This window comes from Rhodococcus oxybenzonivorans (assembly GCF_003130705.1).
Lineage (GTDB): Bacteria > Actinomycetota > Actinomycetes > Mycobacteriales > Mycobacteriaceae > Rhodococcus_F > Rhodococcus_F oxybenzonivorans.
In genome coordinates, this window is sequence record NZ_CP021354.1 from 4,659,088 (window position 1) to 4,682,730 (window position 23,643).

At 65.7% G+C, this 23,643-nt stretch carries 23 protein-coding genes and 1 pseudogene; 10 read left to right on the plus strand and 14 right to left on the minus strand.

Features of this window, described 5'->3' with window-relative positions; genetic code table 11:
• Positions 1–1,383 carry an MFS transporter gene (locus CBI38_RS21895; protein WP_109332136.1) on the minus strand — a complete coding sequence of 461 codons (1,383 nt, stop codon included), beginning with the start codon at positions 1,381–1,383 and terminating at the stop codon, positions 1–3.
• 314 nt (positions 1,384–1,697) lie between these two features.
• Between CBI38_RS21895 and CBI38_RS21900 the strand changes: the two genes are divergently transcribed.
• Positions 1,698–3,272, plus strand: a complete 1,575-nt coding sequence (locus CBI38_RS21900; protein WP_109332137.1) for a hypothetical protein — start codon at positions 1,698–1,700, stop codon at positions 3,270–3,272.
• 40 nt (positions 3,273–3,312) lie between these two features.
• Here CBI38_RS21900 and CBI38_RS21905 read toward each other — a convergent pair whose 3' ends face one another.
• Positions 3,313–4,173 (minus strand): LysR family transcriptional regulator, encoded by an 861-nt coding sequence (locus tag CBI38_RS21905; RefSeq protein WP_109332138.1) that lies wholly within the window; start codon positions 4,171–4,173, stop codon positions 3,313–3,315.
• An 83-nt stretch (positions 4,174–4,256) separates the two neighbouring features.
• Here CBI38_RS21905 and CBI38_RS21910 point away from each other — a divergent pair, with 83 nt between their 5' ends.
• Positions 4,257–5,282 carry a bile acid:sodium symporter family protein gene (locus tag CBI38_RS21910; RefSeq protein ID WP_109332140.1) on the plus strand — a complete coding sequence of 342 codons (1,026 nt, stop codon included), beginning with the start codon at positions 4,257–4,259 and terminating at the stop codon, positions 5,280–5,282.
• A gap of 158 nt (positions 5,283–5,440) precedes the next feature.
• On the opposite strand, the gene CBI38_RS21915 is transcribed toward CBI38_RS21910, so the two are convergent.
• The 6 genes and pseudogenes from CBI38_RS21915 to CBI38_RS21940 all read right to left on the minus strand — a co-directional run bounded on the left by CBI38_RS21915 (position 5,441) and on the right by CBI38_RS21940 (position 10,812).
• Complete coding sequence (locus CBI38_RS21915; protein ID WP_109332141.1) at positions 5,441–6,331, minus strand: TolB family protein; 891 nt, start codon at positions 6,329–6,331, stop codon at positions 5,441–5,443.
• A gap of 160 nt (positions 6,332–6,491) precedes the next feature.
• Positions 6,492–6,912: pseudogene (locus CBI38_RS21920) on the minus strand (recombinase family protein); the annotation flags it as partial.
• Positions 6,913–7,183: 271 nt separating this feature from the next.
• Positions 7,184–7,753, minus strand: coding sequence for a dihydrofolate reductase family protein (locus CBI38_RS21925; protein ID WP_109335265.1), 570 nt, complete (start codon positions 7,751–7,753; stop codon positions 7,184–7,186).
• Positions 7,754–7,916: 163 nt separating this feature from the next.
• A complete protein-coding gene (locus CBI38_RS21930) occupies positions 7,917–9,098 on the minus strand; it encodes a hemerythrin domain-containing protein (protein WP_109332142.1) in 1,182 nt (393 codons plus the stop codon).
• A 30-nt stretch (positions 9,099–9,128) separates the two neighbouring features.
• Positions 9,129–9,788 carry a TetR/AcrR family transcriptional regulator gene (locus CBI38_RS21935; protein WP_109332146.1) on the minus strand — a complete coding sequence of 220 codons (660 nt, stop codon included), beginning with the start codon at positions 9,786–9,788 and terminating at the stop codon, positions 9,129–9,131.
• Positions 9,789–9,885: 97 nt separating this feature from the next.
• Positions 9,886–10,812 (minus strand): LysR family transcriptional regulator, encoded by a 927-nt coding sequence (locus CBI38_RS21940; protein WP_109332147.1) that lies wholly within the window; start codon positions 10,810–10,812, stop codon positions 9,886–9,888.
• 139 nt (positions 10,813–10,951) lie between these two features.
• Between CBI38_RS21940 and CBI38_RS21945 the strand changes: the two genes are divergently transcribed.
• Positions 10,952–12,337, plus strand: coding sequence for an SLC13 family permease (locus CBI38_RS21945; RefSeq protein ID WP_109332148.1), 1,386 nt, complete (start codon positions 10,952–10,954; stop codon positions 12,335–12,337).
• Positions 12,338–12,436: 99 nt separating this feature from the next.
• A complete protein-coding gene (locus CBI38_RS21950; RefSeq protein WP_109332150.1) occupies positions 12,437–13,573 on the plus strand; it encodes a PrpF domain-containing protein in 1,137 nt (378 codons plus the stop codon).
• A gap of 269 nt (positions 13,574–13,842) precedes the next feature.
• Here CBI38_RS21950 and CBI38_RS21960 read toward each other — a convergent pair whose 3' ends face one another.
• The 4 genes from CBI38_RS21960 to CBI38_RS21975 form a co-directional block, all read right to left on the minus strand.
• Positions 13,843–14,733, minus strand: coding sequence for an alpha/beta fold hydrolase (locus CBI38_RS21960; RefSeq protein WP_109332161.1), 891 nt, complete (start codon positions 14,731–14,733; stop codon positions 13,843–13,845).
• Positions 14,734–14,805: 72 nt separating this feature from the next.
• Complete coding sequence (locus CBI38_RS21965; protein WP_109332168.1) at positions 14,806–15,546, minus strand: SDR family oxidoreductase; 741 nt, start codon at positions 15,544–15,546, stop codon at positions 14,806–14,808.
• 92 nt (positions 15,547–15,638) lie between these two features.
• Positions 15,639–16,664, minus strand: a complete 1,026-nt coding sequence (locus tag CBI38_RS21970; protein WP_109332169.1) for a MerR family transcriptional regulator — start codon at positions 16,662–16,664, stop codon at positions 15,639–15,641.
• 14 nt (positions 16,665–16,678) lie between these two features.
• The gene (locus CBI38_RS21975; RefSeq protein WP_109332170.1) at positions 16,679–17,344 is read right to left on the minus strand and encodes a HEAT repeat domain-containing protein; all 666 of its coding nucleotides are present in this window, start codon (positions 17,342–17,344) and stop codon (positions 16,679–16,681) included.
• A gap of 202 nt (positions 17,345–17,546) precedes the next feature.
• On the opposite strand from CBI38_RS21975, the gene CBI38_RS21980 reads away from it, so the two are divergent.
• On the plus strand, positions 17,547–18,191 hold the full coding sequence (locus tag CBI38_RS21980; RefSeq protein ID WP_109332174.1) for a dihydrofolate reductase family protein: 645 nt from the start codon (positions 17,547–17,549) through the stop codon (positions 18,189–18,191).
• Between the two features lie 14 nt (positions 18,192–18,205).
• On the opposite strand, the gene CBI38_RS21985 is transcribed toward CBI38_RS21980, so the two are convergent.
• Positions 18,206–19,276, minus strand: a complete 1,071-nt coding sequence (locus CBI38_RS21985; protein ID WP_109332188.1) for a helix-turn-helix transcriptional regulator — start codon at positions 19,274–19,276, stop codon at positions 18,206–18,208.
• 87 nt (positions 19,277–19,363) lie between these two features.
• Here CBI38_RS21985 and CBI38_RS21990 point away from each other — a divergent pair, with 87 nt between their 5' ends.
• The 5 genes from CBI38_RS21990 to CBI38_RS38485 all read left to right on the plus strand — a co-directional run bounded on the left by CBI38_RS21990 (position 19,364) and on the right by CBI38_RS38485 (position 22,694).
• Positions 19,364–19,828 carry a cupin domain-containing protein gene (locus tag CBI38_RS21990; protein ID WP_109332193.1) on the plus strand — a complete coding sequence of 155 codons (465 nt, stop codon included), beginning with the start codon at positions 19,364–19,366 and terminating at the stop codon, positions 19,826–19,828.
• A complete protein-coding gene (locus tag CBI38_RS21995; protein ID WP_109332199.1) occupies positions 19,825–20,229 on the plus strand; it encodes a DUF1304 domain-containing protein in 405 nt (134 codons plus the stop codon). Before CBI38_RS21990 ends, CBI38_RS21995 begins: the two co-directional genes overlap by 4 nt.
• 80 nt (positions 20,230–20,309) lie before the next feature.
• Positions 20,310–21,176 (plus strand): alpha/beta hydrolase family protein, encoded by an 867-nt coding sequence (locus CBI38_RS22000; protein ID WP_109332200.1) that lies wholly within the window; start codon positions 20,310–20,312, stop codon positions 21,174–21,176.
• A gap of 330 nt (positions 21,177–21,506) precedes the next feature.
• Positions 21,507–22,346: a GAF and ANTAR domain-containing protein gene (locus tag CBI38_RS22005; RefSeq protein WP_109332201.1), complete on the plus strand. Its 840-nt coding sequence runs from the start codon at positions 21,507–21,509 to the stop codon at positions 22,344–22,346.
• A gap of 177 nt (positions 22,347–22,523) precedes the next feature.
• A complete protein-coding gene (locus tag CBI38_RS38485; RefSeq protein WP_204164790.1) occupies positions 22,524–22,694 on the plus strand; it encodes a hypothetical protein in 171 nt (56 codons plus the stop codon).
• A gap of 30 nt (positions 22,695–22,724) precedes the next feature.
• Here the strand turns inward: CBI38_RS38485 and CBI38_RS22010 are convergent, their stop codons facing one another.
• Positions 22,725–23,639 (minus strand): exodeoxyribonuclease III, encoded by a 915-nt coding sequence (locus tag CBI38_RS22010; RefSeq protein WP_109332202.1) that lies wholly within the window; start codon positions 23,637–23,639, stop codon positions 22,725–22,727.
• Positions 23,640–23,643 lie beyond the last annotated feature (4 nt).

Below are 23,643 nucleotides of genomic sequence, written 5' to 3' on the forward strand. Positions count from 1 at the left end.
TCAGCCGGCCACCGGGTTCTTGCCGGCGAACGTCCCGGCCAATCCGGCGAGCACGACGAGGGCCGCCACGGCGAACAGCAGTCCGTACGGATCGGCCGCCAGGTGCGCGGCCACGCCCACCCAGGCGGCGCCCACGGCCGAGCCACCGAAGCGGATGAGGTTGAACAGTCCCAGGCCGGTTCCGACGGCCCCGGCTGGCGATCGGGTCGAACCGGCCGCGGCGGGAGTCTGGACCATGCCGATCCCCACTCCGGCGCCGACGAGCACGGCGCCGACGGCGATCGGGTTCCGGACGTCCGCGGACAACGTGATCGCCAGGGCCACTTGACTACTGACCAACACCGCCAGACCGGTTCGCATCACCACCCGGGCCCCGATCCTGTCGACGAGACGCCCGACGACCGGCGCCACGCACGTCATGACGACCGGCAGCACGAAGAGCATCAGCCCCGCCTGTGTGGTCGAACTTCCCGAGCCCGTCAGGTAGAGCGGAAGCGCGAGCAGCAGGGCCCCCAGCGCGAACATCTGGGTGAACGCAGCGAGCGCACTGCGCAGGAACCGCGATTCGATCACCAGGTCGATGGGCACGAACGGGTTCGCCGCCCGCCGGCAATGGAGCACGAACCCGGCCGTGACGACGACGCCGCCGCCGATGGTCGTGATGCTGACCCAGGCGGGCACCTGCTCCATCGAGACGGTCGTGAGGCCGAGGATCAGCAGGACCGCGCCGAGCGTGACGGTGGACGCTCCGATCACGTCGAGTCGCATCTTCTTGCCGGGGTAGCGCGGGATGTAGCGGAGGGTCGCGGCGTACCCGATCAGGGCGACCGGCACCAGTGGCACGAACGCCCACCGCCAGCCCCACCAGTCGCTGACGATTCCGCCCATGGACGGGCCCACGGCCTGCCCGATCCCGTTCACCGCAGCCCAGGCACCGACGGCACGCGCCCGCCGTGCGGGCCCGAACAGCCACGCGATCAGGCCCATGACCGCGGGCGCGAACGCGGCCGCGGCGATCCCGCCGAGCGACCGCCACAGCACGAGCACGGGCAGGGACGGTGCGAGCGCCGCACCGAGCGAACAGGCCGCGGTTCCCAATAGGGCGGCGCAATACACGCGCCTGCGCCCGAACCGGTCGCCGACCCACCCGGCCAGCGGCATCGTCGCCGCGAAGGTGAGGAGGAATCCGACGACGACGAAGATGCCGCTGCCGAGACCGACGTCGAAGTCGGTGAGGATCGCGTTCAACGGGACGTTGACAATGTTGTTGCTGACCGTGCCGACGAACGTTCCGGCGAGCAGCGCCGCCAGCGCGGGCGACGTGCCGGGTCCGCGTTCGTCACCCGCGGTTGCACTCTGAGCCTGACCGACCGCCGTGTTCATAGAGTCCACTTTCATCCGAGAATTCGCGTTCCGGCGATGCCAGTTCTCGCCGGAATCCCTTGCCGCGCCCCGCTCGCCAAATTTGGTTAGGCAAGCCTAATTATGAACACAGGATTCCGTGAAACGGCTTCTGCCGAGCATTCCTTTACTTGCGCGTGACAACAAGCAATCCCGGCGAAAAATGCCGGGCACAATGCACAAATACGCTGGTTATCGATGTGCACTCTGGACGTTGACCCTGGAAAACGCCCCGCGCAGTATCACTGCACTGTGACTAGTGCCACTAGTCTGTACCTATTTCGAAGGGGCGCACCGTGGATGTAAGTCTCACCGCCGCACATTGGGTGTATCTCGGAGGAATCATCGTCATCCTCGGGACGATGCTCATGCGGAAGAACATCGTCGTCCCCGCCGTCATCGGCACGTTCCTGACCGCCTTCGTGTTCTCCGACAGCCTCGTCACCGGTCTCGCGTCGATTTTCAATGCGAGCCTCGTCGCCGCCCGCGAGCTGTTCAACATCTTCCTCATCATCTCGTTGGTGACGGCGATGCTCGGCGCACTCCGGCAGATGGGGGCCGACCGGTTGATGGTCGCCCCGTTCCGGCGCGTCATGCGCGGCGGCACCAGCAGCTTCATCGTCCTCGCTGTCGTCACCTACACGATCTCGCTGTTCTTCTGGCCCACTCCTGCGGTTCCGTTGATCGGAGCCGTCCTCATCCCCGTCGCCATCCGCGCCGGCCTTCCCCCGATGGCGGTCGGCATGGCGATCGCCATCTGCGGGCAGGGCATGGCGCTGTCGTCCGACTACATCATCAAGGTGGCGCCGGGACTGTCGGCGAAGTCGGCGGGAGTCGATCCGGACGTCGTCGCGGACCGCGCCCTGGTGATGTCCCTGATAGTCGGTCTCACCGCACTCCTCATCGCCTACTTCACGCAGCGCAGGCACATGCGCCGCCCCGCACCGGAACTGCTCACCGACTGGGAGGCACGCGCGGAGAGCGACTTCGGCAAGCCCGGCGGCGACGCCCCCGGCGGCGGCGCGACCCCCACCGGCGGCGCCGCGATCGGTCGCACACCGGCCGAAGCGGCGACGAGTGCCGCTCCCCCGACGTCGACGGCGGTCCTCGCCGAACCCGTCACGGCCTCCGCCCGGCAGGTCATCGACGACACGTTCCAGAGCATCCGCGCCGCAAAAACTTTTGCAATCCTCGTGCCCACCGCGTATCTGGCGTTCATCGTCTACCTCATGGTCGGCAAGTTCACCGACCTGGTGCCCGACCTCAAGGGCGGCGACGCGGCGGCGATGGTCGGCGGCATCGCCGCGCTCATCCTGTTCGCCGCGGCCGCGACCAACGACAAGAAGGGCTTCCTCGAGACGACGTCCGAGCACCTGATCGACGGTCTGGTCTTCGCGTTCAAGGCCATGGGCATCGTGATCCCGATCGCCGGATTCTTCTTCATCGGCAACGGTGACTTCTCCGCCGCCATTCTGGGGCTTCCTGCGGACGCGACCGGCCCGACGCTGCTCTTCGACCTGGTGAACGCCGCGCAGTCCCACCTGCCGCAGAACGCGTTCGTCACGTCATTCGGCATCCTCGCCATCGGAATGATCGCGGGCCTCGAGGGTTCCGGGTTCACCGGGCTGCCGCTCACCGGGTCGCTCGCGGGCGCGCTCGGTCCTGCCGTCGGGATGGATCCCGCAACTCTGGCGGCGATCGGTCAAATGGGGAACATCTGGTCCGGCGGTGGCACGTTCGTCGCCTGGTCGTCGTTGATCGCGGTTGCCGGCTTCGCCCGTGTTCCGGTCCTCGAACTCGCCAGGAAGTGTTTCGTGCCCGTGGTGTCCGGCCTGGTGCTGTCCACCGCGTTGTCCGTGCTCATCTTCTGACAGTTCGACGGCCTCGGCGGGGCAATTTCCCCGGCCGAGGTCACGCGCGCAGTCGATCCGCGTTCTCGAGGATGGCGGCGCGCAGCGCCTGCTCTGGTTCGCTGAGAACACTCCGGCGGGCCTCCAGCACGAATTCGACGTCGACGGCGGGCCCCCACTCGTCGCGCGAGCGCATCCGCACCGGCGCCAGTCCCGCGGGCGGCAGCGTCTCCGCATGGAACACGACGCCGAGACCCGCAAGACACGCGGCCCGCAACCCGTTCAAACTGTCCGTCACACAGGCCACCCGCGCGCCGCGCCCGGATTTCTCAAGAACGTCGAGCGCCGCTTCCCTCGTGATCGACGGCGGCGGATACGTCACCAGCGGCACCGGCCCCTCTGCATCCGGGACGAAGTCGGGTGCCGCGAAGAACGCCAACCGGTCGGTCCATACCAATTCGCCGTGCTGATCTCCTCGGCGACGCTTCCCGAAGACCAGGTCCAGCCGGCCTTCGCGCAGTTGCCGGAACAACACTTCGCTCAACGCCACCGTAAGTTCGAGATCCACGAGCGGATGGCTGCGGCGGAATTCGCCCAGAATTTGCGGGAGCTCGTGCAGAACCAGATCGTCGGATGCTCCGAAACGGACGCGCCCGCGCACCCCGGATTGCGTGAAGTAACGCTCGGCGTCCGAGTGCCGCTCGAGTATCGACGTCGCGAAACCCACCATCACAGAGCCGTCCGCGGTCAGCTCGACCGAATGCGTGTCCCGCAGGAACAGGCGGCGCCCGGCCGCCAGTTCCAACTTCCCCACGTGCTGGCTGACCGTCGATTGCCGCAGATTCAGGTGCCGGGCCGCGGCGGTGAAGCTTCGGGTGCGCGCGACCGCCAGGAAACTCCGCAGATGAACCGGATCGAACATTGCCTATTGTTATCACGGTTCGGCATTACAGTAAACGCGACTATCGTCTTTCGAAATATCCGCGCGTTCCTTACGGTCGAACCATGCTGACGAAGATCCCGCTGCTCAGAAGACTCGATCCCTTCATTCTCGGCATCCTGATCACGGTCGGGATCGCCAGCCTGGTGCCCGCAGACGGCACGGCCCTGACCGCATTCACCTGGGCTACGAAGGTGGCCGTCGGAATTCTGTTCTTCCTCTACGGCGCCCGACTGTCCACGCAGGAGGCGCTGCACGGCCTGCGTCACTGGCGCCTCCACGTCACCATCCTCGCCGCGACGTTCGTGATCTTCCCGCTACTCGGAATCGCTGCGCGAGTGCTGGTCCCGACTATCCTGACCCAACCGCTGTATCTGGGCCTCCTCTACGTCTGCCTGCTGCCGTCGACCGTCCAGTCGTCGATCGCCTTCGTGTCGATCGCCCGGGGCAACGTGCCCGGCGCCATCGTCAGCGCCTCGTTCTCCAACATCCTCGGCATCTTCGTCACTCCGCTCCTCGTGGCATTGCTGACGACGAGCGAGGGCGCAGGCTTCGACACGTCCTCCACAATCGGCATCCTCGTCATGCTCCTGCTCCCATTCATCGCCGGCCAGGCCGTGCGACGGTGGATCAGCCCCTGGGTGAAGAAGCACAGCGCGCCCCTCAAGCTGGTTGATCGGGGATCGATCCTGCTGGTCGTCTACGTCGCATTCAGTGAGGGAATGAACGAGGGCATCTGGGGCACACTGTCCGTCGGCCGGCTCCTCGGCCTGCTCGCGGTGTGCACGGTGCTGCTCACCGTGGTCCTGTCCGTCACGTGGTTCGGGTCGAAGCGACTCGGCTTCGACCGGGCCGACCAGATCACGATCACGTTCTGCGGGTCGAAGAAGAGCCTCGCCACCGGACTTCCGATGGCCACCGTCCTGTTCGCGAGCCAGCCGATCGGCCTGATCGTGCTGCCGCTCATGCTGTTCCACCAACTGCAGTTGCTGGTGTGCGCGTGGATGGCGGGCCGGATGGCACGGCGCGGCGCCGCCGCAGAGCAGACGGAACCTCGAGCATCGGACCTATTGCCACAAGCGGATCGCTGACCGGCCATCGATGTGGTCCGCTGGGCCGGTTTCGCGGTCATCGGTTGACCGCGTCATCACCTTCGGAGTAGCTAGGGCGCGGGCGGGCTACCGGCAGCCGCTCGTGGTCGGCGGTCCGCACTTCCTCGCCCCGGGGCGGTGCGGCCCGATCAACGATATTACTGTCCCCCGCCGATACTCGGATACTGGGCAGTGATCGACCGAGGCGTCAACCGTTTCTGGTCGGAGCCGTCGGGATTCATCGAGGCGAGCTCTGCACGGTTTGAGGTGGATATATCGACGACCAGCTCCCCTGATTGCGTGGTTGCTCTGGTGTAGAAGATGCGCGAGCCGTCGGGGGTGAACTGCGGATGCACCGCGTACGTGTCGGTCAGTGGCGTGATCTCTCCACCACCGGCCGGCATCGAGTAGATCTCGGAGCCGTTGTTGCCGCCGCGGTTACTCGAGAAGACCAGCGTGGAACCGTCGGGCGAGTACGCGGGGTCCGCGTTCCAGAACTGGTCCCGCAGAAGCACCTTCGATTCTCCACCCGTCGTTGGCACTTCGACAATGTATCCGTCGGCGGTGAAGACCACCCGCGACCCGTCCGGCGAGAACGTCGCCACGGATCCGGACTCAGCCGGAGCGATGACGCGCACGTCGGAACCGTCAGTATTCATGATGTTGATACTGCCGTCGGTCTTGGAGAATGCGATCGAGGACCCGTCCGGCGAGAAGACAGGCTGATAGCCGTCTTCTTGAACAGTCCTCACTTCATCCGATTCGAGCTCCACGACGTCGATGAATCTGCCTCCGCGGGTGTAGGCCAACTGCGCACCGTCCGGTGACAGCGCGGCGTAGTTTCCGTACCGGCCGTCGGACATGTCGTCAGCCACGGTCGGGGTGACCTGCCGTAGGCCGCTGCCGTCGACGTTCGCCACGAAGACCTGACCCCACCCGTCGTCGAAGGACACGATCACCGGGGTCGGCGCGGGTGGCGAGTCATCCGCGCATGCCGTGACGACGACGGATGCGGCGACGAGAACGGGCAACAACCGCGAGGACCGCATCACATGATCATTGCACGCTACAAACCCCTGAGGGCACGTGCGCGACACAGAGCAGGGGGGCGGGCCAGATGTCGTTGGATCAAATGGACTCGGCGCGGTTCGCCACCTGAACGAACTGCGACAAGTACGGCACCCGCTGCCCGAATGTCCACTCCTAGCGGCTGAGTTTCGGTTTCTTGCCCTTCAGGTGTCCCTTTGCCTTCACGATCCGCATCCCCTCCCTCGTTCGTTGCCCGAATCACGTCGCCGTGGAATTCGGCAGACATTGCCAGGACGTTGAACAGCAGGCGACCGACCGGATCGGTGGGATCGTGCAACGAGGCTCCGATCTGCAGGCACGCGTTCCGGGCCGTGAGCTCATCAACGATGTCCCGGGCATCGGGCAACGAACGCGCCAGACGATCCAACTTGGTCACCACGAGGGTGTCGGTGTTCCGGCCCGCTGCAAGGGCGTTCTGCAGTCCGGGCCGTTGACGATTGGTTCCGGTCAAGCCATGGTCGACGTAGATCCGTTCCGGTGACACCCCGAGCGCGAGCAGTGCGTGCTGCTGTGCGGTCAGGTCTTGTTGATCGGTGGACATACCCGATGTACATCGCTGAATCCCATCTCTCGGAAGCACAACGCTGAAGGGGTTGTGCTTGGGAATCAACGGTCGAACATCATTGACGACGGCGACTAGCCCAGTGCGGGACAGCCCAGGGCATGGGCACGGCCGCTTCCTGTGCAGCGTCTCAAAATGCCACCGGCAGTGAGACGCTCCAGCCATGTAGGGTCTCGCGGTTGATGTCGTAATCTCACGGGCTGCGTCGTACCAGTACGACATCACCGTGAGACTAGCGCATGGGTGGTGCTCAGCGCCTCGTCTCGTACCTGGTCAGGACCACGCCGCCGGGAAATGTCCGCGTCTCCACCAGGTTCAGGTTCACCCAGCTGTCCAGCGCGGTGAAGAACGGCGTGCCGCCGCCCACCAGGACTGGGTAGGCGGCGATCGCGTACTCGTCGATCAGCCCTGCGCGCATGGCCGACCCGGCGAGCGTTGCGCCGCCGATGTTCATGGGGCCGCCGTCCTCGGCCTTGAGCCGGGTGATCTCGGCGATCGCGTCGCCGGTGACCAGGCGGGTGTTCCAGTCGACCTGTCTGTCGATCGTCGAGGAGAACACCACCTTCGGCGTGTCCCGCCAGTTCCGCGCGAACTCGATCTCCGCCGGGGTGGCGTTGGGCTGTTGGTCGCCGGTCGGCCAGTAGGAGCTCATCGTCTCCCACAGCTTGCGCCCATACAGCGACAGGCCACTCGCCTGCTCGTGGTCGAGCCACCATTGGAACAGCTCGTCGCTCGGCGGTCCGCCCCAACTTATGTCGTCGCCGGCCGCAGCGATGTAGCCGTCCAGGGTCAAATTCATGCCGTAGATCAGTTTCCGCATGGCACAGCCTTTCCGTCCGTGGGTGTCCGGCGTATAGACCAGCGCGGCGCGAGAAACTCGTCGGTGCGCGATCTGGGCTCGCCGGTAGTCCTCGTGCTCGCTGCTCAGCGTGGTGGACTCGGCCGACTCTTGCAAGCCGCCTGATCTCGACCGTCCGGAGTGCCTACGCCGTTCTTGGCAGGGTCGTGCCGGCATGCGCCTGCGTCCGCAGCGCCTCGAGATTCTGTCGCATCTGGGGTCGCATGTCTCGATGCTGCGGGAGCAGACGTGAATAGAGCGCGAGCAGTGGGCGGTACGGCAGTCGGTCGATCCGGTACGAATGCGTCACCCGCGTTCTGTCGCCGTCCGCTCTGAAGGTGTAGGTCCAGGTTGTCGAGTCGTGGTACAGCGGGTTGCGACGCTCCGAGACCGTATGGAACTCGAACGTCCTACCCGGGTCGGCGACGGTCACCTCGCACAGCCGCGACCAGCGCAGGTGATGGGCGCGGTTGTGCCCCCGGAATCGGGCGCCCACGGATCCCGGTGACCGTCCCGGCAACCATGCGCAGCGTCGGCACTCGGGGCTGCGTTCGTCGATGCGCGTGACGTCGGCGACCGCGTCGTACAGCTGTCGGGCCGGGGCGTCGATCCACAGTTCCACCGAGCCCTCGGTGCGAGGTGGCCGGTGGAGACGGGGGCTGACGTCGAGATGAGCGCCCCACCGGGCGGCGCACGCCCGCCGATAGGGTCGCGCGAACGTATGGAGCAAGATGAACCGAGTGACGGGACCGACTTTACGGACGGCGACGTCGTAATCCTCGCGATCGACACCGTCGACGATCCAGTGAGCTTCGGTTCCCAACTCCCGCTTGGTTTTCGAGGCTATGAAGACGCGCTGCTCCACCTCGTCCCATTGCCGACCGGTCAGGGTCCGGGCGACGACCGGCATCATCTCGTCCTCTTCACGCTGCAGATGCGACAGGAGAACGTGCTCCAGAATGGTAAGGGAATGTAGAAGGTCCTGTCGGGCAGCGGAATCGGCACGATATTCGATTGCCGCGGCGGTGACCCGCTCGATCTCTGGGCCGATCCGAGCATGGTCGGCGTCCATCACGTCGAGGAGTGCTCCGGCGGCCGGGTTCAACTGACGGACGAGAGGCCATAGGGCATCGTCCTCGCCGCTGTGGTGCAGGTGAAGGAAATGCATCATCCACGCGAGGTGGTCGGCGAGGGCGACCCGCTGGGCCGATGTGGGCGCAGGGGCAGCGCCCAGCACCTGTATCGCGCGAGCAAGATCGCGGCGTAGCGCGTTGTGCACGATGCGCATGATCCGGGTGTCGGCGTGGGGCAGAGTGTCGGTTGTCATTGACGGACTCCAGATAAGGCGCACGAGAATTCAGCTCGGGCGGTTGAGGATTTCTGCGATGCGGTCGATCAGCCACGACTCGTATCGGACGCGAGTCCAGCCGCATTCTTGTACGAACAGGGCATACACCTGGTCGCTGGTCTGGACGCATAGTTCGTCGACCTGACCGGGGTCGGGCTGACGGCCCATGATCATATTTGCGACGTCGGCAGCCGAGCGCCTGCGCTGCCCTTCCAGGTCGACGGACGCCGCTGCCAGCGTGGTATCAACCGTCGCACCCTGGCGGATTGCCCCGGCCAGGCGGTGGATGCGCTCGTTGATCGAGGCGATCATGCGCGCAGCGATCTCGATGCGGTCGCCACTCGTGTGCCCGGCACCGATTGCCGTGTAGACGGGCCGGTCGGCCAACGGCACCTGCGCGTCATCGCCGACAATGGCGACCTCGAGTGCCGCCTTCAACAGGTAGGCCTTGGAACCGAACGTCGTGTAGACGGTTTCGACGGACACCGTCGCGGCCTGCGCGACATCCCTCATGCCGGTGCCTGCCCAGCCGCGCTCGGCGAACAACCGCGCGGCGGCCTCGAGTACGGCAACCCGCGTTTGAGCTGCCTGCATCCGACGCAGCGGAGAACGATACCGGCGGGATTCGGACCCGCTTGGCGCCGCCGAATCACGACCGACCGTGGCCATACCTCAGCCTAGAACGGGCAAGTTTTCGATACAAGAGCGTTCCGGTGATTTCGGTGCTGCTTTCGCACTCGCCCCTTCTGCACGCGCACCCCCGCCGTCAGACGGATGGAGCGGTGGCCATGCGATCGGCGGCGCCGCGTAGTGCGCGTGAGATCGCGTACATGGCGGGGGTGTACTGGCGGCGGGCGAGAGAGGCGATGTAGATGACGCGCGTCGGCACGCGGTCCTGCTTACGAAACGTCACCGTCCGGACGTCCGGCCGGTGGTAGGCCACGGCGAGCCTCGGAACCATGGCGATTCCGACGCCGGCGGCGACCATCGCTTCGATCTCCTGGTAGTCGTGGGCTTCGTAGACGACGTCGGGTTCGAATCCGGCTGCGCGGCAACTACGGAGAAGAACCTCCCCTGCCGGATGGTCGTTGCTTCGGATGATCCAGCGAGCATCGCGAAGATCCGGTAGCGCGATCTCGTCGTCGCTCCGATGGTCGATGGGAAGCAACAGGACCGTCTCGTCCTCCATCAACGATTCAAGCGACAGCGACCGCTCGGCTTCCTCAGTCCACGAGTAGGACCACAGCAACGCCAGATCCACCTCGCTCGAGTGCAGCATGTCGAGAAGTTGCGGGCGTACCGCCGAACGCACCCGCACGTCGACTTCAGGCCACCGTGAGTGATACTCCTTCAGCGCGTCAGAGAGCAGCGACGCGCTGACAGTAGGGAAAGAACCGAGCCGCACGGACCCGCGCTGCAGGCCCCGGATCGCTTCGAGATCGCCGCTCGCGGCGCGCATCTCGCGTCGGAACAGGCGTGCGCGGCTGGTCAGGACTTCACCGGCCTCGGTGAGCTGGACCCCACGGGGCAGCCGGGTGAGCACCGGCTGCTTGATGCTGTGTTCGAGCTTGGCGATGCGCTGCGACGCAGCCGAAGGGGTCATCCGAGCGCGCTCGGCACCGGCAGTCAACGAACCCGCTTCCGCAATGTCGAGCAACAGGAACAGCGTGACGACGTCGAATGAGTGCTGCATTCGACCTCCCGACTTCAGTTGAGCTAAAGGTATCAGTAGCGAAACCGTATTGCCCTTAAGTCGGTGCCGTCAATAGTGTGATGTGGACGACGTTCAAGCGCTGAATGTGACCTTCTGCCCACGCCTGGAAAGCTCTCTTATGACCTCCATCGAGATCCTCCCGCTCATCGCGCTCGTTGCGATGTTCGCGATCGCCACCTTCTTTCCGATCAACATCGGCATTCTCGGCTTCATCGGCGCTTTCGTCGTCGGCTATTTCGCTCTTGGGTACGACGACAAGGAAATTCTCACCGCGTTTCCGAGTTCGATCGTGCTCACCATCGTCGGAGTGACCTACTTCTTCGGCATGGCCAAGCGCAACGGCACCATCGACCTGCTGGTCAACAGCTGCATTCGTGCGGTGAACGGACGGGTCACGGTCGTTCCCTGGGTGTTCTTCTTCACCGCATCCGTGCTCACCGCACTGGGAACATTCAGTCCCGCCGCCGTCGCCCTGATCATCCCTGCCGCGATGGCGTTCGCCGCCCGCACTCACATGAGCTCACTGGTCATGGGCATCATGGTCATCAATGGGGCCCACGCCGGCGCCTTCTCGCCGATCTCCGTCTCCGGTGTCCTGGTCCGAGACATCGTCGAGTCGAACGGCCTCTCGATCGCCCCGTGGACGTTGTTCTTCTCCAGTTACGGCATCAACCTGCTGCTCTCGGTACTGACAGTGGTCGGCTACGCCGCGCTCGCCCGCACCCGAGGACTGGAGTTCTCCGCGACCGGATCGACTGATGCCGCGCCCCTCGGCGGTTCACGTGACGGCGCGCCGCACCGGACCACACTGCCCACGGGCGGCAGCAGCAGCAGCTCCGGAGCGCCGGGCACGCGGGTACTCACGCGGCCGGTCTCGACCACCCTCATCGATGCACCCGCACCCGTTACCCGCGCCCAAAAGCTGACGCTGTTCCTCATTGGCGCCCTGCTGGTGCTGGTCCTGGTCCTGCATCTGCCGATCAGCTTCATAGCCATCGCGGCGGGAGCTGTCCTGGCGTTCACCGATCTGAAGAAGCAGAACGACGCGATCGCGGACATCAGCTGGTCGACGGTCCTCCTCGTGGCGGGCATGGTCACCTATATCTCCATCCTGCAAGAGGTGGGCACCATCGACCACCTGGCAGAGATGGCCATCACCATCGGCGCACCGCTCATCGTCGCGTTCGTGCTCTGCTACGTCATCGGCGTCACCTCCGCCTTCGCATCCTCCACCGCACTGCTAGCCGCGGTGATTCCGCTCGCCATGCCGCTGCTGGGAACGGGAGCGCTACCAGTGGTCGGTGTCGTCGCCGCTCTCGCCATCTCCGCCACCGTCGTCGACGTGTCCCCGTTCTCGACGAACGGCGCCCTCGTTCTCGCCAATGCCCAGAACATCGAGCGGCCGCGCTTCTACCGTCAGCTGCTGCTCAACGCAGGCATCGTCGTCGCCGTAGCCCCGGCGCTGTGCTGGCTGATCCTGGTCGTCGTGCCGGAACTGCTCTGACTCTTAAGCCGCACTGAACGACCACGACAGATTTCTCTATTGTGCTTGAACCTCGCGGACCACAGCCTGGAAGCACAGATACGATCGAAAGGCCACCCGATGTTCACTCTCCGAGGCACCTGGATGCGAGGCGGGACCAGCAAGTGCTGGCTCTTCAACGCCGTCGACATCGACCCCTACATCGCCGGCGCCGGCGGACTCGACAACATCCTCACGGCCGCTTTCGGGTCCGGCGATCCGAGGCAGCTCGACGGCGTCGGAGGCGGTAGCTCCACCACATCCAAGGCCGCCATCGTGCGGCGATCCACCGTGCCGGACATCGACGTCGACTACCTGTTCGCTCAGGTGGCGATCGACGACCGGACGGTCGAATGGGGCAGCGACTGCGGCAACTGCGCCACCGCGATCGGCCTCTACGCAGTCCAAGCCGGATTGGTCGCCATCGACGACACCCTCACGATCGTGCGCATGCGGAACCAGAACACCGGAGCCGTACTGCGGGCAGAGATCGCCACGCCGGGTCGCCACGTCCCCACCGAGGGAAGCGCCTCGGTCCCGGGCACGCCCGCACTCGGCGTGCCGGTGGGTCTGACGTTCACCGGGTTGGACACCGATCGCACCACCGTGCTGCCGACCGGCCAGGCCGTCAACCAAATCGAGCTCGGCAGCAACATGTACCGAGGAACACTCGTCCGGGCCGGCGCTCCCGCCGCGCTGTTCGACGCGACGGACCTTGGGCTCACCGGCGCAGAGGACAACGACACCCTCGCCGACCGGCTTCCCACGCTCATCGCCCTTCGCCGCGAGGCTGCACTCCTGATGGGACTCGCACGGCCCACCGATCCGATAACCCACGCTATCCCGAAAGTGGGAATCGTCGGACCACCCACGGACTACCGCACCGCAACGGGAACTCTGGTGCGCGCCGAGGACTACGACGTGTCGGTACGCATGATGTCGATGATGGCGCCCCATCCCGCGATCGGGCTCACCTCCGCTGTCGCAGTGGCGGCAGCCGTCACCGTGTCGGGCGGGACCGTCGCCACCAACGCCCGAATCGGCTGGCCAGGTTCGCTCCGTATCGGCACCGCTGCAGGCGTTCTCGACGTCGACTACGCCCTCGACCCTCAGGGCATCCTGCAGACGGTGACCCTGCACCGAGCCGTACGACGAATCGCGACCGCAGATCTCTTCGTGGCAATCTCGGCTTCCGCACTCGTGGGTGCGGGGGCCTGAAGGAAACGGTTCACGCTCGTCCGGACCTCCTCCGGATGCGTGCCAACGTCGAGGGCGAATCAGACTGCGTCTCGAATCTCGCTCCGTGTTAGGTGTTGCGTGTGAGGTCGTTCAGAAGGTGCAGTACGGGGTCGTCAACGCCGCACGGCGGAGACGAGGACTGGAATGCCGGCTGCTGTTCCAGACTCTCCAACGCGCCGTTGGAACTCGTCGCCAGGATGAGGTCGGCATCGGTGTCGGCCCGAGACGTCCTGACCTGACAATGAGCATTAGTTCCCTGCTGGCGCAAGATCGTTCGCTACCAGCGCGAGAATGTCGTTCGCGTGGCTGACGGCGATGAAATGACCACCACCACTGATCGGGTGCCAGACGGCGCCGGGGGTCTTGTCCGCTACCGTCTTGTTGATGATCTCCGGCACCAGGGTGTCGGCGCTTCCCTGCCAGAAGTGCACGGGGCGAGACACTGTCGTCATGTCGAACGGCCAGGCCTTGTAGAGCATCGTGGCATCGGCGACAAGTCCGTCTGCGCCATGCCGGAAGCATTCGCGCCCTGCCCTCAGAAACGCGTCGAGGACCTTTTCGTCAGCCAACACCTCCCGATCCGCGGTGCACGCCGACTGCGTGATCGCCTTCGCGTAACGCTCCGCGAAATGTGTGGCACTGATACCGAGCACGTCGTACATGAGTGTGAAACCGGGATGGAAGTGAAGCGCCAGGCGGCCGCCCAGCGCGTCGACGCTACTGAGATACTTCGCGGCCCAGTTCGATCCGAACGTTCCGTAATTGCCCCCGGCGATGCACACGACATTGACCAGCCGTGCGGGATCCAGATAGGCGGCGGCCGCGAGGGCCCACGGTCCACCCTCGGACCAGCCGGTTACTGCGAATCGGTGTGCGCCGAACGAGTCGGCCAGCAGCAGGAGGTCATCGGTCCAGCTTTCGAAGGTGCGGCCCGGCTGATGATCTGACCCGCCCATGCCCGGCCGATCCGCGCACACGAATCTCAGTCCGTTGGCCTTCGCATACGGATCGAACAGTTCGGCCTCCAGTCGGCTCGAGGGTCCCCCGTGGTTGTGCAGCACGAGTGGTCCACCCGGGTCACCGGTTTCGAGATACGTGATGGTCCGGTCGCCGACCCGGATACTTCCCTCTCGCGTCACGTGGACTCCTCACAGTGTTGGCCGGAACATGAACCCGGGTCGGCGGCGTCGAAACTGCAGTTCCCTCGCACGTCAGCGACGCTGCTGAAGCCAGTCTCGGTAGTGCGTGGGCGCCAGGCGAGCGTCTGAACCCGCCGTGAGCACGTCTCCGGTAACTGCGCCGAACAAGCCGGCGTTCTCGTCGAGAGTCACGGTCCGGGCATCGCCCTGCGCCGCCAACGTGATTCTGCCGAGTTCGTCGAGAGGAAAAACCTCCGGACCGGCAATGTCTCGGATACCTCCCAGCGGTGTACCAGTGGAGACTTCGACGAGCGCATCGACCACCTCCGCAGCGGCAATCGGCTGGAGTGGGGTGGAGGGCAGCCGCACTGTATCGCCGTCGGAGGTCCAAGACAAGACGGCGTCGACGAACTCGAAGAACTGGGTGGCACGAAGGATGGAGTACGGCGTCGGCCCCTGCCGGAGCAGGTTCTCCTGGAGGGTCTTTGCCCGGTAGTAATCCAACTGGGGCACTTGATCGACACCGACGATCGAGAGGACGACCTGATGCCGGACACCGGCACGTTCCCCGGCCGCCAGCAGGTTACTCATGGAGGCGCGGAAGAAGTCCAGGGAGGCCTCATCGAAGGTCGGAGAGTTCGAGGCATCGATCACCACATCTGTCCCCTCGAGTGCGCTGTCCAGACCCTGACCCGAGATCAGGTCGACGCCGGTGGACTGCGACGCGGGAATCGCCTCGTGACCAGCTTCGTTCAGCTTGCGGACCACCTGCGATCCGATCAACCCGGTACCACCGATGACTGCAAGCTTCATCGTCTCACCTTTCACGGCCGTCGCCGACGGTCGGCGCCGAGATGCCGGAGGCCTCTGCCCATTGTCCTCGCTCGGCAACGCGCTGTGAACCGCTATCGCCGGGTTCGTTGCGGGCTTCGACCCCGGTCCTGCGCGCTCACGATCGCTGCCGCGGTGGACGCGATCGTCCGGTCGCCGTCGTCGGTGAGCCTGCCGAGTGCCGCCCGTGCCGCCGTGCCGGGAATCTCCGCGAGGGCCTGTGTGATTCGCAGCCTGGTGGGCGCATCGTCGGCGTTGTCGAGCTCGCGCTGCAGGGCCTCGACGATATCTTCCGCCGGAGATGCAATGGTCGTCAGCAGGCCCAGGACTTCGGCCGCCTCGACATCGCGCCGCCCGTTGACGACCATCTCGAGGAGGGCCGGTATCGAGTCGATGTTTCCACGAGAGCCGAGAGCCAGGGCGGCGTATCCGCGGATGCCGGCATCCGAATCATCGAGGGCTCGTCTCAGTTGTACCGTTGCCTCCGCTGTGTGGACAGCCGCTATCGCGGCAGTCGCGCGACGCCGGACGTCGACCTCCTCCGCGTCGAGACCCTTGGCGAGATGCGCAAGTCCGCGACCGGCGACCCTCGCCAACGACCACTGCAGCGCACCGGCCACATTGGGGTCTTCCTCCGCGAGGGCGGCCTCGACCAGCGCTTCGACGGGTAGCGATGCCTTCCCGCTCTGCGACAGGATCGCTTGTTGACGACGGGCCGCAGACTCCGATTCGAGTGCGCGCAGCAGGGCAACGATGCGCAGCACATCTTCCCACTCCGCCGGGGAGGCGGCGTCTACACGTTCGAGCTTCGCGAGCAGTTCCTCATCGGCAGCGATTCGCTGGCGGGTGTGCCGGATGAGGTCACCCACCAGATCGGCCGGAGCGAAATCGGGCCCGTCCAATGCTCGTTTGACCTCGTTCAACGACAGCCCCAACGTCCTCAGGCTCTCGACGTGGAACAGCCGTCGGATGTCGTCGGCGGAGTATTCGCGGTAGCCACCAGTGGTGCGGCCGGTGGGACTGACCAATCCCAACGTGTCGTAGTGACGCAGCATTCGCGTACTGACGCCGCACCGCCGAGAAACCTCGCCGATCAACATTGCCTCTCCTTCTGCTACGCGTCCGGGCCGGCGACCGCGACGCGCGTCGCCATCTCGAGTGCAAGGGTGAATCCGCTGTCGGGGTCGTGACAGAGCTGCTTCGTAGCATCGGCATGCGCACGAATCCGCGGATCGGGACTCGCCCCCACGTCGTCGAGGACCGGTAGGACAGCGTCCCCGAGTCCGACCAGCGCACGGCTCAGACTGAGCTGCAGGTGCTGATCGCCCCGGCCTAGTTCTGTCGCCAGATCGGCCGCGAGCGCGGCCTCCTCGCCCGGCGGCACGAGCACGACGGCCGCCCGCCACGCGCTGCGCGCGACCTCGTCGTGCTCGTCGTGCACCAATCCCCACACCCCGGGCCAGGCAAGCCGATCCCCCATCTTGGACAGGGTGTGCAGCGCCTGACTGCGGGCCTGCGCAGTGTCGGACCCGAGCTCTCGGACCAGTCTCGGCACCGTGAGCCCGCTGGGCAGGCGGCACAATGCCCAGGTCAGCATGTCGCGGACGAAGAAGTCCGGTTCGACGGCGCACCGCGCGACGAGAGCGTCCGTGAGCTGGGGGTCCGGGCGTGTTCCGGCCGCGAGTGCCGCCCGAAGCCGACTCGACGGGCCGCCCGCAGCCAGAGTGTCGACGAGGTGAGCGATCGGCCCACCGTGGTTGGTTGTGTTCACGACAACCACCTCCTTCGCCGACCATTGGATTCCTTGTCACTGTGTCAGGGTCAAGCGTTGCTGTCAGGGTGGGCGTCGATCAACTCGCAGATCTTGCACGAGAGAAGTCGCCGGCATCTCTACTGTGAGGGGTGCGAGTTCCACCGATGAGTTTGTCCGGCTCGCGGAGTCCAACCATCATCACCCTCTTCGACAGTGCAGGAGAAACTGAATGGATCAGCTGCTGAGAGTCCAGAACTTCACTGTGTCTGGTGACGGGTTCGGCGCGGGTGAAAACCAGAGCTTCGAGAGACCGTTCGGCCACGCCGACCCCGGCGAGATGTTCGCCTGGGCCGGCGCCACGGCTAGCTGGCCCATGCGGACCGACCCCGGTGGGAGCCGCGGACTCGACGACTACTTCACGCGGGATTTCGCCCGAAACATCGGCGCCGAGATCATGGGCCGCAACAAATTCGGACCCCAACGGGGGCCGTGGGAGGACCACAGCTGGCGCGGCTGGTGGGGCGACGAACCCCCGTTCCATACCCCGGTATTCGTGATGACTCATCACGAGCGTCCGTCGTTCACCCTCTCCGACACCACATTCCACTTCGTCGGAGGTGACCCTGCCACAGTTCTCGAGCAAGCGCGTGACGCCGCGGGCAGCAAGGACGTCCGACTCGGCGGCGGGGCTACCACCATCCGGCAGTTCCTCGACGCCGACCTCGTGGACACGATGCATGTGGTGGTCTCTCCGGTGCAACTCGGGTCCGGCGTGCGACTGTGGGAGTCCCCCGATGAGCTGCTCGACCGGTTTCATCTCGAGGTTGTGCCGAGCCCCAGCGGTGTGGCACACCACCTGTTCTGGCGCAGGTGATCACTTCGCCCGACTCACCTGCGGGGAACCGGCGCCTGCCGGTTCCCCGCAGGGCCGAATCGGAGCCGCGCAGCGAGTTCGGCGCGACTGCGAACTCCCGTCTTCGCATAGACGGATTTCAGGTGATCCTGCACGGTATTGGCAGTGATGGCACGGCGCTGCGCGATGTCGGATGTGGCGTATCCCGCCACGACGTCGCTACAGATTTCGCGTTCTCGTGCGGTCAACCCATAGGCGGCGAGCAGTAGACCGGTGAGGTCGCTGCCACCGGCCGATTCGAAAGTGACTACGGTCTGCGATTCGTCGCCACCGAGCATGGCGGTTGCTCGCACCAGAATCCAGCCGCCGTGTGCGTCACGGATCCGGGCCCGGAAGATCCCGGAACTGCTGGACCGTGCACCGAATGTCGCGGCCCGTAGCACCACGGTCATCCGCCCGTGGGCGACTTCCTCGACGCGATTTCGCCAGGTTCGGGCCGCGGAGGTGAAGGAAAGGGGATCGCCCGTGGCACTCGTCAACACCACTGCCGGCCCCTGATCGTCCGGTGGGTGGGTAGCCGGAGAGTGCACTGCCGCTGCCCGGGTCGCAGCCGCCAGCCCCGGCGCCACCAGCGCGAGAAACTCGATGTCGCGGTCGGAGAAATCCGGCCCCGATCGAACGAAGCCGGCTCCACCCCAGCAGGTTCCGTCCACTCGAAAGATGACCCGAACCTCGCGTGGGAGACCGAGGGGCCGCCACACGCCACTGTGCCGGAGACTGCGCGCCACCTCATCGACGGGCAGGTCGGAAGCACGGGCGACTCCGCGACCGGTGCAGGCGAGATCGGCAAATGTCGCGGGATCACGTCCGCCGTATTCCGACTCGGCAAGCAGCGGCTCGTATTCCTGGGGAATGCGATTGCGCCCGCTGGTCATCGAACTGATCGCGAGCGACTCCGGGTCGATCATCGCCCAACACGTCAGGTCACTGGACACCGTCTGCTCGACCAGTTCGATGGCGCGCTCGTGCACTTGCGTGACGCCGGCACCCGATGCCGCCAACGCCACCACTTCCCGGCGGATCCTGTCCGCTCGGATCTCGAGCATGCAGCCAAGTATGCGCTGCTCACACCGTCGCGGCTATCCCAGATTTCTGGGATGGGCCACCGATCACCCCGGTCTTACGGTCGCAGTATGTCTACCCACGTTCACATCCTCCGCTCCTGTGACGGCCTACGCCTCACCATTCCCGACGCCGATATCACGGTGCTGGTACCCGGCGAGGTCACCCGCGGGGCATACGAGGTCTTCCTGGTCGAGAGTCGGCAAGGCAGACCGGGGCCACTGCATACCGAGCCGTGGCCGAAGTCCTACTACCTACTGCTCGGCCGGATTCTCGTCCAGGCGGCCGACACCGGTTACGAACTCGCCGCGGGTGAATCCATCACCTTCCCCCCGGGAACGATGAACACCTTCACCGTTCTCAGCGAGTCGGCCGAGTTCCTCCTCGTCACGGCCGGTGCGGACATGAGCGGGTTCTTCACCGAACTCGACGCCCTCGGTCGCGCTCAGCACTCGGAGGAGGACGTCGCTCCCCTTCTCCACAAGGTCGCGAACGAGTACGGGATCACGCTGGCGAGCCAAGCAGGTGCGTCATGATCGTCATTGCTCAGATTGCGACGCTGATCGCGGCGGCCGTTCATCTACTGGCGTTCGTGTGGGAGTCGGTGGTGTTCCTCCGGCCGTCGGTGCACGAGCGGCTGTTCCGGATTCCCACCTCCGACGTACCGGCCGTCCGCCTGTGGGCGTTCAACGTCGGTTTCTACAACTTGTTCCTCGGTTCCGGCGCGGTGGCCGGCGTGGTTCTCTGGTGGGCCGGGTCGGACACCGCGGGCCGCACCCTCGTGATCTACACCTGCATCTTCATGTTCCTGGCAGGAATCGCCCTGGCCGTCTCGGACCGTATGGCCTTGAGCCGCCCTCGCGGGTCGGGCGTCGCCGGAGCCCTGTCCCAGAGCACACCTCCCCTGGTGGCGTTGGTGGCCCTGGCGATCGGATGAGCACGATCGTCTCGCGATTGCCAGTAAGTTCTCAGGCTCCGAACCCACCCCAGAGGGTCGCCGGGCGGCACCATGGAGTGATGTCACAGATGACCGTGCTCGCCGTCGGTGGCACCGGCGAATCCCGTCCCGATGACCGCCGCACCGAAGTCTCGGGCCTCCTCCGCGAAGTGACCGTCCGACTCGACGACCGTTTTGCGCCCCAATGGGTCGGTTACCCGGCGTCGTACGGGCCAGTCGCGACGGGCGGCCTCAGCTACGTGCAGAGCACCGAAGCGGGAGTCTGCGCGTTACTCGACCGACTCCGGGAAGACGCCGGCCCGATCGCCCTGATCGGCTACTCGCAGGGGTGCACGGTCATCCGGGAACTTCTGGGAATGATTGCTGCGGGCATTGTCCCAGTGGGCCGCATCGTTGCCGCCGGATTCATTTCGGATCCGCAGCAACCGGCCGGGGTGGTGCCGGGCTGCGAGGGACGCGGCGTCGCCGGCGAGGGCCCGCCACTCCCCGCCGCGGTTTCGGTGATGTGGGTGGCGAACCCGCAGGACATGATCTGTAATGCCAGCGACGACAGCTACGTCCGCGACATTGCGGATCTCACCCGATCGATGTCGCTGCGCACCGCGCACACCTGGTGTGCGCACATGTGGCAGCTGCTCCGCCACAACAGTTTCCAGAATGCGGCGAAGACCCGCTTCAGCCCCCGTCAGTGGCGTACCGACCTCCGGCGTCTGCGTATCGCACTCGTCGAAATTCTTGGCTACCTCCCGCCACGGCTGGCCTGGCGTGGTATTCGTATCACCAACCGGCGTGGTGGACGGCACATCGCGTACGCAACCGAACCCCTCGACGCACGCGGGATGACGGGATGTCAGGTGTTGGCACGCTGGCTGTGCGACACGGCGGATGACCACACCGTCTCCGAGTCGCTGAGCCCGGCCGCATGAACCGAACGCGCTACGACGGCCATCGACGCTCCCTCACCGACCGCACTGTGCACTGCCATCAGTCCGCCGAGAGAAATAAGAGCCGTGCCCGCGTCGAGCGCCAACCTCCCGACCGCGAGTGCACCGGTCACCGTTTGTCGCACACTCATCAGGATCTCCCTCCGGTTGCCGACCGCTCTGACACCTTCCTATAGATACGTGCCCGGATACCCGATGGCTCAACCACAGCTTCAGACATGCGCCTTGGAACCCCCCTGGCGCCGACCGCCTCCACAGTTCGGGAACGCCCTGGTTCCACATCGAAGCGGCGCGGGGTCATAATGGGTCGTTATGGACGCATATCACGCTGATGCGGCCACCGCAGACTCCGTCCTCGCCTCACCCGAGGACGCCCCTGCGGTGGTGAAGAAGGTTGCCCGGTCCGCCGCGACGCTGAGCGTCGAGCGGTTGGCCGCGTTGGTGACCGCTATGGGTGGATCGATCTCAGACGAAGATCACCTGGTGGTTGTACTGCAGCGAGCAGTGGAGATCGCGCACGAGGCGATCGATGGCGCCGACAGCTGCGGCATCACCATCGTGTCCGGCGGCCGTACCTTCACCGCAGTGCACACCGATGCGCGAACGCTGCAGGTCGACGCCCACCAGTACGAAATCGGTGAGGGTCCGTGCCTGCATGCGGCAACCACGGGCGAGACAGTGCGCGTAGACGTCGACAGTGCCGACGCGCGGTGGCCCCAGTTCATCGCCGCCGCGAAAGAAGAAGGCGTCCGCTCGTTCCTTGCTGCCCCGCTCTACACACCTAGCGAGCGTTTCGGTTCGCTCAACATCTATGGTCGCAGGCCCAACGCCTTCACCAAGCAGGACGAAGCCGCCGTCGATGCCCTGACCGCCGCTCTGGCCCGTGCCATCGCCGACTATGCGCGCTTCCGGCATGCGCGGGATCTCGCCGACGGGCTACGCGAGGCCCTCGAAAGCCGCGCCCCGATCGAGCAGGCCAAGGGCATGCTGATGGCCATCCACCGGATCGACGCCGACGCCGCCTTCCAGATGCTCGCCGAGAATTCGCAGCGCAGCAACCGCAAGCTGCGGGTTGTCGCGAAAGAACTGCTGGCCGCCGTCTCCGGAGTCGACGCCGCAGCCGCCGACGAGACGGCGAAAGAACCTTCCTGATCCGCGCACGGCAGCACAAAGTCCTGCCCGGCATATGACTACCGAACAGGACCGTGCGCGCCGTCGGAGCTGCTTTCTCAACTCCGCGCGCTGAGCAGATGCACACGTAGGAACGAGCAGCCACTTCCGGACGAGAGTACGCGTGCTTCGGCGGCCCACGCCTGCGACAATGGGACGGTGTACGACGACGTCTCCACACTGGGCAGCGAAAAACTGACCGCCATCCTGGCGGAGCAGCGGGCCCTCCTCGGAGAATCAGTTGCCAACGACTACGGCGAGGCGTACTGCATCCACGCCCGTGAGCGCATCGAAGAACTCGAGGCTGAGGTCGCCCGCCGCGGATTGTAGTTCTCGCCGCAGAACCCTGGGTGTGGTCTGCTAGAAGGCGTAGTCCACGACCACCGGGGCGTGGTCACTCATCCGGCGGTCCGCCGCCGGATCCCGGTCGGTACCGGCCGCGACCACCGCCCCCGCCAGCCGTGGCGTCGCAAGGTGGTAGTCGATACGCCACCCGACATCATTCACGAATGACTGCCCCAGCCACGACCACCACGAGTACGGACCGTCAACGCCCGGATGCTGTCGCCGGACGACGTCGACGAGCGTGCGCGGCGACAGGATGGAGTCGAACCACTCACGTTCCTCCGGCAGATAACCCTCCACCTGGTTGCTGCGGCGCCAGTTCCGAACGTCGTGACGGGTGTGCGCAATATTGAGGTCACCCATCACCAGCAGTTCCCTGCCCCGTGCGCGTGCCGTGCGGCGCGCGCGGGTCAGCTGTCGCGCGAATGCGGAGAGAAACCGCATCTTGCGGTCGTAGCGGGCTCCACCGTCGGGCGCCTCCCGCATGCGCCCCGGCTTCTGGAGGTGCGCCGGAAGGCCACCCTTCGGGAGGTACATCGACACCACGGTGATCGGCGCCTCGGCAAGGTCCACCTCGAGGTACCGGCCCTCGTTGGCGAACTCCCCCAGCCCACGGGCCAACGGCACCGGGTCGAGTTCCACTGTCTCGGTGTGCGTTTCCCCCGGCCGTTGCACGAGAGCCACACCACTCCACGTTCGAATCGCGAGGGGCGCACACCGAGTCAGGACCGCCACACCATTGCGGCCCGCGAGCTCCCCCTCGTCGTACGCCAGGTGGTACTCGCCGAACACACCCGGCGGGACAGCGCTGGCACGAGCCCGCATCTCCTGGATCGCGACCACATCGGGTCGACGATCGGCCAGCCACTCCTCGAATCCGCGCCGCTGCGCCGCACGAATCCCATTGACGTTGAAGGTCGCGATCCGCACGAGG

Coding starts and splice junctions, on each gene's coding strand:
- CBI38_RS21995 (WP_109332199.1), top strand. CDS start 19,825: ATGATCGTCATTGCTCAGATTGCGACGCTGATCGCGGCGGCCGTTCAT.
- CBI38_RS21980 (WP_109332174.1), top strand. CDS start 17,547: ATGGATCAGCTGCTGAGAGTCCAGAACTTCACTGTGTCTGGTGACGGG.
- CBI38_RS21990 (WP_109332193.1), top strand. CDS start 19,364: ATGTCTACCCACGTTCACATCCTCCGCTCCTGTGACGGCCTACGCCTC.
- CBI38_RS21905 (WP_109332138.1), bottom strand. CDS start 4,173: ATGTTCGATCCGGTTCATCTGCGGAGTTTCCTGGCGGTCGCGCGCACC.
- CBI38_RS22005 (WP_109332201.1), top strand. CDS start 21,507: ATGGACGCATATCACGCTGATGCGGCCACCGCAGACTCCGTCCTCGCC.
- CBI38_RS21915 (WP_109332141.1), bottom strand. CDS start 6,331: ATGCGGTCCTCGCGGTTGTTGCCCGTTCTCGTCGCCGCATCCGTCGTC.
- CBI38_RS21930 (WP_109332142.1), bottom strand. CDS start 9,098: ATGACAACCGACACTCTGCCCCACGCCGACACCCGGATCATGCGCATC.
- CBI38_RS21950 (WP_109332150.1), top strand. CDS start 12,437: ATGTTCACTCTCCGAGGCACCTGGATGCGAGGCGGGACCAGCAAGTGC.
- CBI38_RS22000 (WP_109332200.1), top strand. CDS start 20,310: ATGTCACAGATGACCGTGCTCGCCGTCGGTGGCACCGGCGAATCCCGT.
- CBI38_RS21965 (WP_109332168.1), bottom strand. CDS start 15,546: ATGAAGCTTGCAGTCATCGGTGGTACCGGGTTGATCGGATCGCAGGTG.
- CBI38_RS21940 (WP_109332147.1), bottom strand. CDS start 10,812: ATGCAGCACTCATTCGACGTCGTCACGCTGTTCCTGTTGCTCGACATT.
- CBI38_RS21985 (WP_109332188.1), bottom strand. CDS start 19,276: ATGCTCGAGATCCGAGCGGACAGGATCCGCCGGGAAGTGGTGGCGTTG.
- CBI38_RS21895 (WP_109332136.1), bottom strand. CDS start 1,383: ATGAACACGGCGGTCGGTCAGGCTCAGAGTGCAACCGCGGGTGACGAA.
- CBI38_RS21925 (WP_109335265.1), bottom strand. CDS start 7,753: ATGCGGAAACTGATCTACGGCATGAATTTGACCCTGGACGGCTACATC.
- CBI38_RS21970 (WP_109332169.1), bottom strand. CDS start 16,664: ATGTTGATCGGCGAGGTTTCTCGGCGGTGCGGCGTCAGTACGCGAATG.
- CBI38_RS21945 (WP_109332148.1), top strand. CDS start 10,952: ATGACCTCCATCGAGATCCTCCCGCTCATCGCGCTCGTTGCGATGTTC.
- CBI38_RS21935 (WP_109332146.1), bottom strand. CDS start 9,788: ATGGCCACGGTCGGTCGTGATTCGGCGGCGCCAAGCGGGTCCGAATCC.
- CBI38_RS21910 (WP_109332140.1), top strand. CDS start 4,257: ATGCTGACGAAGATCCCGCTGCTCAGAAGACTCGATCCCTTCATTCTC.